Raw genomic sequence first — 15,140 nt, 5'->3', positions numbered from 1 at the left:
CGGTTTCGAACCTTGGAGGGGTTCTGAATGGGAGATTATCTTTTGGGGCTCGACGCCGGGAACACCGTCATCAAGGCGGTGATTTTCGACCGGGCGGGCAACGAGATCGCGGCTGCGTCCGCCGAGGGGCATAGCCGCATGCCGTGCCCCGGCCATGTCGAGCGCGGGCTTGATGAACTCTGGACGAACGCGCGGCAGGTCATCGGTGCCTGCCTCGAGGAGGCGGGGATCAAGCCGGATGACATCGCCGCGATCGGCTGTGCCGGCCATGGCAACGGCCTCTATGCGCTTGATTGCGAAGGCGCTCCGCTGCTCGGCATCCAGTCGCTGGATACGCGGGCGGCCGCCCTTGTCGATGAATGGAAAAACACCGGTGTGGGCGACCGAACCTATCCGCTCGGCCGGCAACGGCCATGGCCATCGCAGACGCCGACGCTGCTGGCCTGGCTGAAGCGTTACCGGCCGGAGACCTTTGCGAAAATCGGCACCGTCTTTCTTTGCAAGGATTTCATCGTCTACCGGCTGACAGGGCAACGCGTCAGCGAGGTTTCCGACATGACCGGCTGCGGGCTGCTCAACGTTGCCGGCCGTCGCTACGATCGCACCCTCATGGACGCCTACGGCCTCCATGACTGCATGGGGCTTCTGCCCCCGTTGATCGAAAGCGCCGATATCGCCGGGCATGTGACGGAAGCGGCGGCGGCGCAGACGGGGCTTGCGGCCGGCACGCCCGTGGTTGCCGGTCTGTTCGATGTCGTCGCCTCGGCCGTCGGTTCCGGGGTGACGCGGACGGGCGCGGCCTCCATTATCGCCGGAACCTGGAGCATCAATCAGGTGATTGTCGATAGGCCGGAACTGGAAGGCCCTGTTTTCATGTCGTCGACCTTCGACCGCGAGCGCTACATGGCGATCGAGTCCAGCGCCACATCGGCGGCAAATCTCGAGTGGCTGGTGCGCGAATTCTTCTCAGATATCGATACGAACGGACGCTCACCTTTCGATTTCTGCTGCGATCTCGCATCGACTATCGAACCGGCGGCGGACGATCCGCTGTACCATCCGTTTCTCTACGGCGCCCAGCAGGACGGGAACGCGCGCGCAGGCTTTTATGGAGTAGCAGGCTGGCATACGCGAGGCCATCTGGTTCGGGCCGTGCTGGAAGGCGTCGCCTTCGGTCACCGCCAGCACATCGAGACCATGCGCCAAGCGGGCGCCGTCTTCGATGAAGCGGTGCTGTCGGGCGGCGGCTCGCGCAGCATCCTCTGGCCGCAGATCTTTGCCGATGTGCTCGGTGTCCCGGTCTGCGTCGCCCGATCGCGGGAGACCGGCGCGCTGGGAGCTGCGATCGCGGCGGGAACTGGCGTCGGCCTGTTTTCCGATTTCGCAGGCGGCGCTTCCGCCATGGTACGGACGGACCGTTCTTATTGTCCCAACGTCGCGCTTGAGGGCCATTATGCGCGGCGCTACGGTCTCTATCGTGACATCGCCGACGCCATGGCGCCGCTGTGGCGGCGGTTGGCGGCGACGACGGCTGAGGCGCCGGGAGTGGCGGCGTGAGCAGGCACGGCAATGAAACTGCGATCGACGCGGGCAGCTATGACTTCATCATCGTTGGTGCGGGTTCTGCCGGCTGCGTGGCGGCGAACCGGCTGTCGTCCGATCCAGGGACACGGGTCCTGGCGGACCTGCCTGTCTGACGATATGATTTTGCCGAACTCGGACCGCATCCCCCTGAGCTGATCACAGCTGATGTGCAGCAGCATGTCGTGTTCGCAATCGCCTGGCCATTGATATAGATCAACGCACGCGGAGAGATCGGAGGCATTATGCGACCGCTATCGTCGTCGGGTTCGTGCAGCCTTTCCCGTGAGTTTTGCCGTCTGTCGATGCTATTTGATGTCACGCAGACGATATGTTTCAATGCCAATATCATTCGCCTTCGGCATAGACGAAAAAACAGCATCCAACACGGGTATTCATGTATCCTCGAGTAGGCCCGGTTTGGCGGGCCAACGCTCCCGGTGCATGGGAAATGAGCTGAACGCTTCAGTCGTCGCCATGAATTGCTCCCCTATATCTGCAAAGGAGGGACAGAATGTCCGAGCTATCCATTCTTTCATCGACACCGAACTTCACCAACCCATTCGCCAGCTACTGGATCGACGCATGGCAACGCTCGATCCTTTACCTCGACGTCATGAAACGGCGCGGGGCGCAGTATGAGGAGCAGTCGGCTCGCACCGCGCCGCATGTGCTGGATTACGCCACCGAGCTCGTCTGCGATGGGCGAAGCCTGGCGCGGCCGGTCAATTACGGACTGGTCCGCATCGTTCCACCGGCCGGCGTGGTGATCGATCCGCTCAAGCGTCCGTTTGTCGTCGTCGATCCGCGTGCCGGCCACGGGCCTGGTATTGGTGGTTTCAAGGCCGATAGCGAAATCGGCGTGGCGATGAAAGCCGGGCATAGCTGCTATTTCGTAGGCTTCCTGCCGGAACCCGTTGCGGGGCAGACGATCGAGGACATCGTTCACGCAGAGGCCACGTTTCTCGAGACCGTCATCGAGCGTCACCCTCAAGCGGATGGAAAGCCCTGTGTCGTCGGCAACTGCCAGGCGGGCTGGTCCGTCATGATGCTTGCCGCGCTGCGGCCTGAGTTGTTCGGCCCCATCATCATCAGCGGCACGCCGCTCTCCTATTGGGCGGGTGTCAAGGGCCAGTATCCGATGCGTTATTCCGGCGGCCTTCTCGGCGGAAGCTGGCTGACGGCCCTGACCGGCGATCTCGGTGCCGGCAAATTCGACGGGGCATGGCTGGTGCAGAATTTCGAGAACCAGAACCCTGCCAACACCCTGTGGACCAAGCAATACAACCTCTATTCCAAGATCGACACCGAAGCCGAGCGCTATCTTGGTTTCGAGCGCTGGTGGGGCGGGCATGTGACGTTAAATGCGGAGGAAATGCAGTTCATCGTCGATGAGCTGTTTGTCGGCAACAGGCTTGCCGCCGGCGAGATACGGACGTCCGACGGCACGGCGATTGACCTGCGCAACATCCGCTCTCCGATCGTTGTCTTCTGCTCAAAGGGCGACAACGTCACGCCGCCGCAGCAGGCACTCGACTGGATCCTCGATCTCTACGACAGCGTCGACGAGATCCGCTCTCTTGGGCAGACCATCGTTTATACGGTCCACGACAAGATCGGTCATCTCGGAATTTTCGTTTCTGCCAGTGTCGCGCGCAAGGAACATGATGAGTTCGCGTCCAATATCGATCTGATCGACGTGTTGCCGCCCGGCCTTTACGAAGCGGTTCTTGAGCCGAGGGGCGAAGCCATCGCTCATCCCGAGCTGGTCGGGGGCGAATGGATCATGCGCTGCGAAACCCGCACTCTGGACGATATTCGCGCCTTTGGCGGCAACGATATCGAAGACGAGCGCCGTTTTGCCACTGCGGCGCGCCTCTCGGAGGTCAATCTGGCAAACTACCGCCTCTTTGCCCAGCCGGCGGTCCGCGCAGCAGTGACGCCGCCGGTGGCCGAGGCGATGCGTCACCTCCACCCCTTGCGCCTCAGCTACGAACTGTTCGGGTCGAAGAATCCATGGCTGGCCTGGGTTGAAGATGCCGCGGAATTCGTGCGTATAAACCGCCTTCCGGTGGAGCCGGACAATCCTTTCCTCGCCTTGCAGGAACAGCTGTCGAACCAGATCGTCGACGGGCTCGAGCATTGGCGGCGCTTGTCCGAGAAGGTGGCGGAAGAGACATTCCTCGCCGTCTATGGCGCCGCTCCTCTGCAGGCGGCGCTTGGCGTCGATCAAGACACCAGCCGCCCGTTGCGCAAGGCACCCAAGAGCCTGCTGAGCGGTGCCTTGCTCGAAACCCGTATCGCGGCCCTGAAAGAGAAGACAGCGCAAGGTGGCACTCTCGAGGCGCTTGCGCGATCCCTGCTCTTCGTCGGCATGGTGCGCGGCAGAGCGGATGAGCGCGGCTTCGAGGCAATCCGCCGGATAAGGCGCAGCCATGCTGGTGCGGGTCAACTGACGCTTGCGGGGTTCAAGGCGCTGATGCGAGAGCAGTATTTCCTCCTGCTTATCGACGAGGCTGAGGCCCTTGAGGCAATCCCCACCCTCTTGCCGGCGGACATAGGCGAGCGCCGAAAGGCTTTCGACATCCTTCGCGGCGTGCTGGAATCGTCGGGGCCACTGGAGGACGCTGCAGCCGAGCGCCTTGAACGGGTGGCCGGGTTGTTCAACCTCGTCACGGAGGAGGTTGACAGCAACCCGACGCCTGGAGCGGCAAACAAGAGCGCTCGCGTTCGCAGCGTTTCCTGATCGAAGCAGAGGGGTTTCCGATGAACGACCTGACAACGACGACACTAGAGCCATCCAAATACGACCGGCTGATTGCCGCTGCACAAGAGGTGGCGCCTGCTGTGACGATCGTGACGCATCCCTGCGACGAGAGCTCGCTGCGCGGCGCGATCGAAGCGGCTGAGAGCAGGCTGATCGTTCCCGTTCTGGTGGGGCCTGCGGCTAAGATCCGGGCTGTCGCGGCAGAGCACGGGCTTGACCTGAAGGAGTACGAACTCGTCGATGCGCCGCACAGCCATGCAGCTGCGGCGCAGGCGGTCGCCCTGATCCGACAGGGACGGGGCGAACTGCTCATGAAGGGCAGTCTCCATACCGACGAGCTGATGCGCGAAGTCACGGCCTCGGCCACGGGACTGCGCACCGAACGCAGGATCAGCCACGTCTTCGTGATGGATGTGCCCGGCCACGCCGACACGCTGTTCATCACGGACGCGGCGATCAACATCTTTCCCGACCTCGACGTCAAACGCGATATCGTCCAGAATGCCATCGACCTCTGGACGACCATCGGGCTTGGCCAGCCCCGCGTGGCGATTGTTTCGGCTGTCGAAACCGTGACAACCAAGATACCGTCGACCATCGAGGCGGCTGCGCTGTGCAAGATGGCCGACCGCGGCCAGATCACCGGCGGCGTGCTCGACGGCCCGCTTGCCTTCGACAATGCGATCAGTCCCGAGGCCGCCCGCATCAAAGGGCTCACTTCGCCGGTTGCGGGGCGGGCACAGATCATCGTCGTTCCGGATCTCGAGGCAGGAAACATGCTCGCCAAGAACTTGACGTTCCTTTCCCATGCCGATGCCGCCGGGATTGTGCTCGGCGCGCGCGTACCGATCGTGCTGACGTCGCGGGCAGACACGGTGCGCAGCCGTCTGGCGTCATGTGCGGTTGCCACGCTCTACGCCGCCGCGCGACGGCGCGCCGCGCAAGTGGCGGCCTGAACATGGACGCGATCCTTGTCGTCAACGCAGGCTCGTCCAGCCTCAAATTCCAGATCTTCGAAATTGCCGATCTGGGACTGAGACGCTGCATCCGCGGCCAGATGGATGGTATCGGGACGAGGCCGCGCCTGGTGGCGAGTGCTGCCGATGGAGCGGTGCTGGTTGATCGTCGCTATGGGCCTGATACGGTTGGCCACCTGCCGGCGGCGATTGCCGAAACCCGCACCTGGCTGCAGACGCTGGAGGGGTTCGACCTGCGGGCGATCGGGCATCGGGTCGTGCATGGCGGCCCGGATTATGCGAGACCGATGCTGATCGACCACGAAACGCTGGACAGGCTTGCCACTTTCCAGGAGCTTGCGCCGCTGCACCAGCCGAACAACCTGGCGCCCATTCGCCTTGCGATGGAGATCAATCCGGACGTTCCGCAGGTAGCCTGTTTCGACACGGCATTCCATCGCGGCCACGCCCCGCATACGGATTGCTACGCCTTGCCTTGGGACTACTACGAGGAGGGCGTGCGGCGATACGGCTTCCACGGCCTGTCCTACGAATACATCGGCGAGCGGCTGGCCGAGGTCGCACCCGCTATCGCCGGCGGACGCGTCATTGCTGCCCACCTCGGCAGCGGCGCGTCGATGTGCGCGCTGCGAGAGGGGCGCAGCGTCGAGACGACGATGGGTTTTACCGCGCTCGACGGCCTGCCGATGGGGACACGACCGGGCCAGATGGATCCGGGCGTCGTGCTTCACCTGATCGAGCACAAGGGCATGAGCGCGAAAGAGGTGACCGACCTCCTCTACAAATCGTCCGGCCTGAAGGGTCTTTCCGGGATATCGAGCGATATGCGGGAGCTTCTCGCCAGCGACAACCCGCGTGCCGCCTTCGCCATCGATCACTTCGTCCATCGCTGTGCGCTCAGCGCCGGCATGCTTGCCGCCGCGCTCGCAGGCCTCGACGCTTTCGTGTTCACGGCTGGCGTCGGGGAGAACTCGGCCCCGATCCGCGCCCGCATCACCGAAAGGCTCGCCTGGCTCGGAGCCGAACTCGACGCTGCGGCAAATGAAGCGGGTGAGACCCTGATATCCACCCCGGCGAGCCGCGTTGCAGTCTACGTCCTGCCAACGGACGAGGAACTGATGATCGCGCGCCACACGCTGGCCCTCGTCAACATGTCTTGAAGCCAGACACAAGGAGAAGCAATCAATGTCCATTCCGGTCATCAATGCACAGCTTCTTAGGGGGCGAAGGGGATTGATCGTCGGCATCGCCAACGATCGCTCGATCGCCTGGGGTTGCGCACGCGCCTTCCGTGCCTTCGGCGCCGAGCTTGCGATTACCTTTCTCAACGAAAAGGCAAAGACCTATGTCGAGCCGCTTGCCCGCGAGGTGGAGGCGCCGATCTTCATGCCGATGGACATGGCCGTTCCCGGCCAGATCGAGGCGGTTTTCGACCGCATCGCCAGCACCTGGGGCGAGCTCGATTTCGTCGTCCATTCCATCGCCTTCTCGCCCAAGGATACACTCGGCGGGCGCGTCGTCGATGTGCCGCGCGAGGGGTTTTTAACAACGATGGACATTTCCTGCTGGTCCTTCATCCGCATGGCTCATCTTGCCGAACCCTTGATGAAGAACGGCGGCACGCTGTTCACGATGACCTATTACGGGTCGCAGGTAGTGGTCGAAAACTACAACATCATGGGCGTGGCAAAGGCTGCCCTCGAGAGCGCGGTCCGCTACCTCGCTGCGGAACTCGGACCGAAAGGCATCCGGGTCCACGCCATCTCTCCGGGCGCGCTGGCGACCCGCGCGGCCTCCGGCATTCCTGAATTCGACGATCTGCTGGAAAAGACCAGGACGAAGGCGCCGGCCCGCGAACTCATCAGCATCGAGGACGTCGGCGTTGCAACGGCCTTCTTGGCCCACGACGCCGCGCGCCTGATCACGGGACAGGTGCTCTACGTCGATGGCGGCTATCACATCATCGACTGACGAACCGTCGCCGTCGGGGAAATTCGCAGGCTCAATGACATCGAGCAGCCAGCCGCTGACAAGTAGCCCCGCAAGAACACGGCGGGGCTTCGCTGCGTAAGATGTGCCGTCACATGCAGTTATCAAGATATGACCCGTCACCTACGGCAGCGGATTGGTCTTCAAGTGAAAATAAGAATTAAGTTCCTCCTTGACTTTATTAATCCCTGCGTCAGAGATGTCATGCTTTAGTATGAACTGAATTGCGGCATATATGGAAACGAGATGTAGAGCACATTTAAGATGCCATAATATTTAATGGAAATATCCGCCAATGTGTTCTTGGCTTCCCCTCGGTTGTAGCGATAAAATCGCGAAAACGCGCGGTTGTCAACTCAACGTTGTTTCCCCTCGATCGGGTTGAGCCGGCGCGCGAGACGGCTCGCGACTGGCGGCCCGCAGAGGCCTTGTGTTATGATGGGCTTGCAACGCGCGTCATATCGACCTCGTCAATATCGTAGAGGCCGAAAGCTATTTGCCCTGGCAAGTGTCACGCCTCTCGGCGCGGGCTCAACTCCGAAATGCCGGGTGTGTGGTGCCTTTCTTGACTGATCCGGGGCGAGGAGGTGTCCATGTCAATGAGTAGTGTCGACCGCCCACTGCAGCCGGGCGACCGGGCTCCGAACGTTGTGCTCAATGCGATCTCACGCGAAGGCAAGATCGCGCTCGATGATTTTCGAGGCCGTAGCCCGCTATTGATTGGGTTGTTTCGAGGCCTGCACTGTCCGTTCTGCCGGCGCCATGTCGCTTCGATGGCGCAACTCAAGCCGGCCCTGCGCGAGAAAGGCGTCGAATGTCTGGCGGTGGTCAACACGCCGGTCGAGCGGGCTCGGCTCTATTTCCGTTACCATCCGGCACCCGACCTTCTTGCCGCATCCGACCCGGAGCGGGCCTCGCACCGTGCATTCGGCTTGCGCGAGGTCGGGAGGGACACGATCATGGCGATACGGATCGATCTCCCGGGCGAATTGCCCGAGCCCATGGACGTCATGGCAATGGACGAGTTTCTCAACAAGAAGGAAGGATACGAGATTACGGAAGCCGATCAGCAGGCGATGGCGGCTTCCAGCCAGGGGCAGCTTGTTGGCCAGTTCCTGATCGACCGAGGGGGCATCGTGCGCTGGAGCTTCACTGAAGTTCTGGAGGAGGGCCTCAATACGTTCAAGGCGCCGAACCGCGAGGAATTGCTGTCGGCAGCTTCACAAGTTGCACATTAGGAGCCTGCTGAAAAAGTCGCTCGATGCGATGGCGCACAAGACAGGCCCCGTCAGAAATTTGGCCGTCAACCTCGTCAGCGCACTCACGACAAGGGCCTCGGGGCCCGCAATTGAAACAACTAGCCGCCGGCGGCGTTCTCATCCCGTGGAAATCGATGTCAGGAGAGACCCATGGCCGACGACAGTAAGACGACGATCACAGCCACGTTTGAAACTCGAGAAGCAGCCGATCTTGCCGTTGAACATCTGGTTCAGCAGCACGGCATCTCGAGGGTCGACATCTCCATTCGGTCGGCGACCGACCGCAACACGGCCGGCGCGGCGCCGTCCGGCGGCGATGCGTCTCATGATGATGGGTTTCGTCGCGACGCACCGCTCGAAGGTGAGATCGAGGTCTTGGCCGATATAGCTTCCAGCCAGGTCGCCGCCATCCGACGCAGTCTCGAAGATGCCGGCGCGCTTCGGGTGTCGAGCCGCTGAGAAGCACGCATGCCGACGCGATCGTGCTTTGGGAGGAGATCAGAATTCCATGGCCGACAATCTTTCGAAATACCGTGCCAAGCGCGATTTCAAGAAGACCAGCGAACCGAGCGGGGCGGCGCAGGTCAAGCCGACGGACCGTCGACGGTTTGTCATTCAGAAGCATGATGCGACGCGGCTTCACTATGATCTCAGGCTCGAGCTTGATGGCGTGTTCAAGTCCTGGGCGGTGACCAAGGGCCCTTCGCTCGATCCGCATGATAAGCGCCTGGCGGTCGAGGTCGAGGATCACCCGCTCGACTACGGCGACTTCGAAGGCACGATCCCCAAGGGCCAGTATGGTGGCGGCACGGTGATGCTGTGGGATCGTGGCTATTGGGAGCCGGAAGGCAGGAAATCACCCGAGGAGGCTCTGAGGAAGGGTGACTTCAAGTTTAGGCTGGAGGGCAAGCGGCTGCATGGAAGCTTCGTCCTGGTTCGAATGCGCAACGACCGCGATGGAGGCAAGCGGACCAACTGGCTGCTGATCAAGCATCATGACGACCATTCAGTCGAAAAAAACGGCGAAGCTGTCCTGGAGGAGAATGCTACATCGGTCGCCTCCGGCCGCAGCATGGAGCAGATCGCCGAGGGCAAGGGCCGCAAGCCGCGGCCGTTCATGATGGCGAATGCGGATGTCGAGGCGGACGCGGTCTGGGACAGCAAGCATGGCCTGGCGGCCGACGAGCGCAAGAAAAGGTCTCGCAAGAACGTCGCGACCTCCGCCGTGGCCGATTTGCCGGATTTCATCGAGCCGCAGCTTTGCGGCAGGCTCGATCGGCCACCCGCCGGCGATGACTGGCTGCACGAAATCAAGTTCGACGGTTACCGCATTCAGATGCGCGTCTTCGATGGCAGGGTGACGCTGAAAACGCGCAAGGGCCTCGACTGGACCCTGAAGTTTCCTCAGATTTCAGATGCGGGATCCGAACTGCCCGATTGTATCATCGACGGCGAGGTCTGCGCGCTTGACGAGAATGGCGCGCCGGATTTCGCCGCACTTCAGGCGGCCCTGTCGGAACGCAAGACCGGTGACCTCGTCTATTTTGCGTTCGACCTGCTGTTCGATGGCGGCGACGACCTGCGGCCAATGCGATTGGTCGAGCGGAAGGAGCGGCTGCAGAACCTTCTCACTGCTGCCGGCGACGATCCCCGCATCCGCTACGTCGAACATTTCCAATCCGGTGGCGAGGCCGTGCTCCGCTCCGCCTGCAAACTGCACCTCGAGGGCATTATCTCCAAGCAGATGGACGCCCCCTATCAGTCCGGCCGCACCGACACTTGGGGCAAGTCGAAATGCCGGGCAGGCCATGAAGTGGTGATCGGCGGCTATGCCAAGACCAACGGCAAGTTCCGCTCGCTGCTGGCCGGCGTCCACCGTGGCGATCACTTTGTCTATGTCGGCCGTGTCGGAACCGGCTATGGCGCCAGGCAAGTCGAGATGCTGCTACCGAAACTGAAGCTGCTGGAGGCGGCGAGATCACCGTTCACGGGTGTTGGCGCTCCGAAGAAGCAGGCCGAAGTTGCTTGGGTGAAACCCGAGCTTGTCGCCGAAATCGAATTTGAAGGCTGGACTGCCGATGGCCTCGTCCGCCAGGCTGCCTTCAAGGGCCTGCGCGCGGACAAGCCGGCGAAGGAGGTCGAGGCAAGAAAGCCGGCGGCGCCTGCCAAAACCGACACCGCCCAGCCGACCGCGACGCCCATGTCCAAGCCCGTCCGCCGCAAAGGCGCCAAGGCTGAGGTTATGAGTGTCCTCATCTCCAATCCGGACAAGCCGCTGTGGCCGGATGCGGGTGATGGAGAGCCTGTTACGAAGGAGGAACTGGCACGCTATCACGAAGCCGTCGGCGCCTGGCTTATCGATCATATCAAGGGTCGGCCGTGCTCGATCATTCGCGCCCCGGACGGCATCGGCGGCGAACAGTTCTTCCAGCGGCATGCGATGCCCGGCACCTCCAACCTGCTCGAACTGGTGAACGTCTTCGGCGACAAGAAGCCTTACCTGCAGATCGACCGGGTCGAGGGGCTAGCGGCGATCGCCCAGATCGGCGGCATCGAGCTGCATCCTTGGAATTGCGAGCCCGGCAAGCCGGAGGTGCCGGGCCGTCTGGTCTTCGATCTCGATCCTGGTCCCGATGTGCCGTTCTCGACCGTTGTCGCGGCCGCGGGGGAAATGCGCGAGCGGCTCGGTGAACTCGGCCTCGTCAGCTTCTGCAAGACGACGGGCGGCAAGGGGTTGCATGTGGTCACGCCGCTTGCCGTCAACAAACGCAAACCGCTCACATGGGCACAAGCAAAGGGATTCGCGCACGACGTCTGCCAGAAGATGGCGCGCGACGATCCTGACCTCTACCTGACCAAGATGACCAAGAGCCTTCGGGGCGGCAGGATCTTCCTCGATTATCTCCGCAATGATCGGATGGCCACCGCCGTGGCACCGCTGTCGCCGCGCGCGCGCCCCGGCGCCACCGTGTCGATGCCGCTTACCTGGACGCAGGTGAAGTCGGATCTCGACCCCAAGCGCTATACGCTACGCACGGTACCAGCCCTTCTTGCCAGGAGCTCCGCATGGCAGGACTATTGCGATAGCGAGCGACCTCTGGAGCAGGCGATCAAGCGCCTCGGAAACTCAAGGCGCGCAGCATGATCTCGAAAGGGTTGCTTCCAGGTGAGGTCATATGGACGACACAAAGGAAACATCCAACCCGCTCCCGCGTGAGGGGGCAACGACGGATCTGCCGCACGATCACATGACGGTGCAGCGGTTCCGGGCGGCGTTTCCGCGTGCACGCTGGAGCGACAGATTGAACGCGTGGTTCGTGCCGGGGCGCACTGCCGAACAGCGCATCGGCCGCTGGCTGGCCGAAATGGAATCAGGGGCTGATACCTTCGCGGACGAAAAGGGCAGGGACGCCTTTGCCTTCGATCCGATCGAAAGCCGGTACCTTGAGGCGGCGCCAGCAACTTTCCTGATCCGGACGCCCTATTCACGGACGGTCATCAGCGAGATCAGGGAAATCCCGCACGCCCGCTGGGATTCTGACCGCTGTCTCTGGACCGTGCCCTACCGGTCGTTCGAAGAATTGCGCAGGCGGTGGCCGGCGATCGAGGAGGCCGCTGAACGAAGCGAGCCGGAGGCACGGCGGGCGCGGCGGGAGGCGATCAAGGGAACCGAGGAAGGCGAGGCTTCCCAGGCCAAGATGAGGGAGCGCCGGCGGAAGCGATATCCTGTCCCTGCCGATGATATTCCACCCTTTGGGCGCGCCGTCGGCACGCATGTCGGCGTCGCCTTCTTTGTCGGCACCGAGGGCGAGCTGGCAGACCGGGCGACAATCAGCGCGTTCTATTTCCCCGCGGCAGATAACGAAGAATATGTCTGGGCATCCTGGCGCTGGGGTTCACTGGAAGAACTGGTGAGAGCCTGGCCGGCGCGGGCGCCGCCCAAACAAAGCGAGCGAGACCGGGGCTGGTGGATGCCGACGCTGGAGGAGTTGCGCGTTGCCCGGCGCGGCGCCAAGTCCAGACGGCGGGCAAAAGAGCGCAAGCAAAAGGGTACCCCATCCAGTGAGAAATGAGCAGGCACTTCTTGAGGAGTTCCGACGTTTATCGCCGGTCCAGCCGCGCGAACTCGTCGGCCTTTGGAAAGGGCACGGTCTATCGGCGGGCCACCCGTTCGACGGCGTGCTCGAAAATCTCGGCTGGTTCGGCAAACGGTTTATGCGGGACATGCGCGCAGACGCCTTGCTGTTTTGCTCGGGCGAGCGTCGGCTGACTGCCATCGATCCGAAATGGATACCGGTTCAATTGGCGCTGCGTTTTCACGGCTTCGGCCTGACGGGCACCGCGCGAAACCTGTTTTCCCATCTTCAGCCCTGCCTGCGGGCGAGGGGACCGGTTGCTTCCGTGAAGACCATGGTGTTTGACGGCGTCGAGAGTGCGGCCATGGTCTACGACGATCAGCCGATCGTCGATTACTTCCGGCGCATCGACGAGGAGAGAGTCATGGGGGCGATGAAGATCACAGGCGACGAACGGATCTACTTTTTCGAACTCGAGCGCGTTAACGAACCTTGAAAACCGGCCGCTCACACATCATCTATGGTCCATCACCCGTATTGATGATCGCTTGCCGAGCAGCGTGTCTGCCTGCCGTGGGGTCGTCCGGGTCGGACAGGGCGCTCCCCGCAAGGGTCGAGCGCCCTTTCCATTTTCAGCCGGTCGGTTTCTCTTTCATGTCGAAGACCGCGGCGTTGTCCTGGACGTCGCGCAAGCCCTTGTAGGACGCGTGGCGAAGACTGCCGTCGTGGGTCCAGCCGCGAAACTCGATCTCCGCGATCAAGGTCGGCTGGGCGAACACGAGATTCTTGCCCTTGAGCGGCACGGCCGGCTGTCCGGTCCTGAGCTTGTCGAGCGTGCGGCGCAGATACTCGGCATCCTTGGCATTGAAGCCCGTCCCGACGGAGCCGACATAGACCCAGTCATGTCCGTTGCGGCCCGCGAGGAGCAGGCTGCCGATCCCGCCACGCGCGACTGTCGACTGCTCGTAGCCAACGATCATGAAGCTTTCGCTTTGGACGCATTTGATCTTCAGCCAGTCGCCGGTGCGGCCGGAGCGATAGGGCCGGTCCCTGTGCTTGGCAATGATGCCCTCGAGCCCCATCGAGCAGGCGTTCTCCAGAAGTTCTGCGCCGTCGCCTTGGACTTCCTCCGACAGCTGTATAGCATCGGGGGCGCCGTCGAGTAAGTCTTCCAGCAGGTGCCGGCGGACCGAAAGTTCAGTCCCCGTGAGGTCGTGGCCGTCGGAATAAAGAAGATCGAACGCGAAAAACACAGCTTCCGTCGATGAGCGCTTGCCGCCCCTTCCGCCGAGCGAACGCTGCAGCGCGCCGAAATCCGAGCGCCCATCCGTGTCGAGGACAACGGCCTCCCCATCGAGGATCGCGGTGCCGCCTCTTAGCTTTCTTGCGGCCTCTGCTATTGCAGGGAACCGATGCGTCCAGTCGTGGCCGCCGCGGGTGATGATCCGCACCCCCTCCGGCTCGATGTGGACAGCAAGGCGATAGCCGTCCCACTTCACCTCGAACGCCCAATCCGGTCCATTTGGCGGGGCCGGCTTCAGGAGGGCGAGGCACGGTTCGATCCGCTCGGGCATCGGGTCGAATGGAAGACGGGGCTGCGCCCGATCGCGCGGGCGCTCCGGCCTGGACTTGGCGACCTGATCATCCCGCAGCAGTGGTTTGGCACGACGGCTCATTTGCCTGCCCGCTGCTCGGCCGCAACCGATTTCTTCAGGGCATCCATGATATTGACGACGTTGTTCGGCGGAGCCGACGGGGCGGGTTTGCCCCTGGTCTTGGCTGGTTTCTTCAGGGACTTTTTCTTGGCGGCGATGATGTCAAGCAGCCGCTCCTGCACGGGGTCAGCGACCATCTTCGGATGCCAGTCCCTGGTCTGCTTCTTGATCAGCTGCCGAACAAGCGGCATCATCTCCGAATCAGCCTTTTCGTCGCCGATCGCCTCGAAATAGCTGTCTTCATCGCGGACTTCGTCTCCATAGCGCAGCGTCCACAAGACGATACCCTTGCCGCGTGGCTCCAACATGATGGCGCGCTCGCGGCGCGAAATCACCAGCCGGGAAATCCCCACCATGTTCTGCGCCTGCATCGCGTCTCTTATGACGGAAAACGCCTCCTGCCCGACCGGATCGTTCGGGGAGAGATAATAGGGCGTGTCGAGCCAGATCCATTCGATACTGTCGCGCGGCGTGAAGGTGGAAATATCGATCGTCTTCGTGCTTTCGAGCGCGACGTTGTCCAACTCCTCGTCCTCGAGAATGACATACTCGTTCTCACCACGCTGATAACCTTTGACCTCGTCCTCTTCCTTGACCTCCTTGCCGGTGACCGAATCCACATAGTGGCTGACGACACGGTTCCGCGTCTGGCGATTCAGGGTATGGAAACGGACCTTCTCATTCTCGGAGGTCGCCGGCATCATCTGAACCGGACACGTGACCAGCGAGAGCTTGAGATAGCCTTTCCAATACGGACGAAGTGCCATGGAAACGTC

The 15,140-nt window shown here is 62.2% G+C and carries 13 protein-coding genes; 11 read left to right on the top strand and 2 right to left on the bottom strand.

From position 1 onward, the window contains the following. Positions 1-27 precede the first annotated feature (27 nt). The 11 genes from JNB71_RS14640 (at position 28) to JNB71_RS14590 (ending at position 13,145) form a co-directional block, all read left to right on the top strand. Positions 28-1,557 carry an FGGY-family carbohydrate kinase gene (locus JNB71_RS14640; protein WP_220372540.1) on the top strand — a complete coding sequence of 510 codons (1,530 nt, stop codon included), beginning with the start codon at positions 28-30 and terminating at the stop codon, positions 1,555-1,557. Next, positions 1,554-1,697 (top strand): hypothetical protein, encoded by a 144-nt coding sequence (locus JNB71_RS14635; protein ID WP_346657282.1) that lies wholly within the window; start codon positions 1,554-1,556, stop codon positions 1,695-1,697. The genes JNB71_RS14640 and JNB71_RS14635 overlap by 4 nt, the downstream gene beginning before the upstream one ends. A 398-nt stretch (positions 1,698-2,095) precedes the next feature. Further along, positions 2,096-4,327, top strand: coding sequence for a DUF3141 domain-containing protein (locus JNB71_RS14630; protein WP_220372539.1), 2,232 nt, complete (start codon positions 2,096-2,098; stop codon positions 4,325-4,327). A 20-nt stretch (positions 4,328-4,347) separates the two neighbouring features. Further along, complete coding sequence (locus tag JNB71_RS14625) at positions 4,348-5,304, top strand: phosphate acetyltransferase (RefSeq protein WP_220372538.1); 957 nt, start codon at positions 4,348-4,350, stop codon at positions 5,302-5,304. A 2-nt stretch (positions 5,305-5,306) separates the two neighbouring features. After that, on the top strand, positions 5,307-6,485 hold the full coding sequence (locus JNB71_RS14620) for an acetate/propionate family kinase (protein ID WP_220372537.1): 1,179 nt from the start codon (positions 5,307-5,309) through the stop codon (positions 6,483-6,485). A gap of 25 nt (positions 6,486-6,510) precedes the next feature. Next, the gene (gene fabI / locus JNB71_RS14615) at positions 6,511-7,296 is read left to right on the top strand and encodes an enoyl-ACP reductase FabI (protein ID WP_220372536.1); all 786 of its coding nucleotides are present in this window, start codon (positions 6,511-6,513) and stop codon (positions 7,294-7,296) included. 611 nt (positions 7,297-7,907) lie between these two features. Next, positions 7,908-8,552 (top strand): peroxiredoxin-like family protein, encoded by a 645-nt coding sequence (locus tag JNB71_RS14610; RefSeq protein ID WP_220372535.1) that lies wholly within the window; start codon positions 7,908-7,910, stop codon positions 8,550-8,552. 171 nt (positions 8,553-8,723) lie between these two features. Beyond that, positions 8,724-9,032, top strand: coding sequence for a hypothetical protein (locus JNB71_RS14605; RefSeq protein ID WP_220372534.1), 309 nt, complete (start codon positions 8,724-8,726; stop codon positions 9,030-9,032). 49 nt (positions 9,033-9,081) lie between these two features. Next, complete coding sequence (gene ligD, locus JNB71_RS14600) at positions 9,082-11,718, top strand: DNA ligase D (RefSeq protein WP_220372533.1); 2,637 nt, start codon at positions 9,082-9,084, stop codon at positions 11,716-11,718. A 31-nt stretch (positions 11,719-11,749) separates the two neighbouring features. Next, complete coding sequence (locus JNB71_RS14595) at positions 11,750-12,646, top strand: hypothetical protein (RefSeq protein ID WP_220372532.1); 897 nt, start codon at positions 11,750-11,752, stop codon at positions 12,644-12,646. Then, positions 12,636-13,145: a DUF4334 domain-containing protein gene (locus JNB71_RS14590; RefSeq protein WP_220372932.1), complete on the top strand. Its 510-nt coding sequence runs from the start codon at positions 12,636-12,638 to the stop codon at positions 13,143-13,145. The genes JNB71_RS14595 and JNB71_RS14590 overlap by 11 nt, the downstream gene beginning before the upstream one ends. A gap of 136 nt (positions 13,146-13,281) precedes the next feature. On the opposite strand, the gene ligD (JNB71_RS14585) is transcribed toward JNB71_RS14590, so the two are convergent. Next, positions 13,282-14,325 carry a non-homologous end-joining DNA ligase gene (gene ligD, locus JNB71_RS14585; protein WP_220372531.1) on the bottom strand — a complete coding sequence of 348 codons (1,044 nt, stop codon included), beginning with the start codon at positions 14,323-14,325 and terminating at the stop codon, positions 13,282-13,284. Further along, positions 14,322-15,131 carry a Ku protein gene (locus JNB71_RS14580; RefSeq protein WP_220372530.1) on the bottom strand — a complete coding sequence of 270 codons (810 nt, stop codon included), beginning with the start codon at positions 15,129-15,131 and terminating at the stop codon, positions 14,322-14,324. Before JNB71_RS14580 ends, ligD (JNB71_RS14585) begins: the two co-directional genes overlap by 4 nt. Between the last annotated feature and the right edge of the window lie 9 nt (positions 15,132-15,140).

The sequence above is a fragment of the Rhizobium herbae genome (genome assembly GCF_019511375.1).
Lineage (GTDB): Bacteria > Pseudomonadota > Alphaproteobacteria > Rhizobiales > Rhizobiaceae > Pararhizobium > Pararhizobium herbae_A.
Note: the sequence above shows the minus strand (reverse complement) of the source record. Positions and strands in the feature narration are given on the sequence as shown.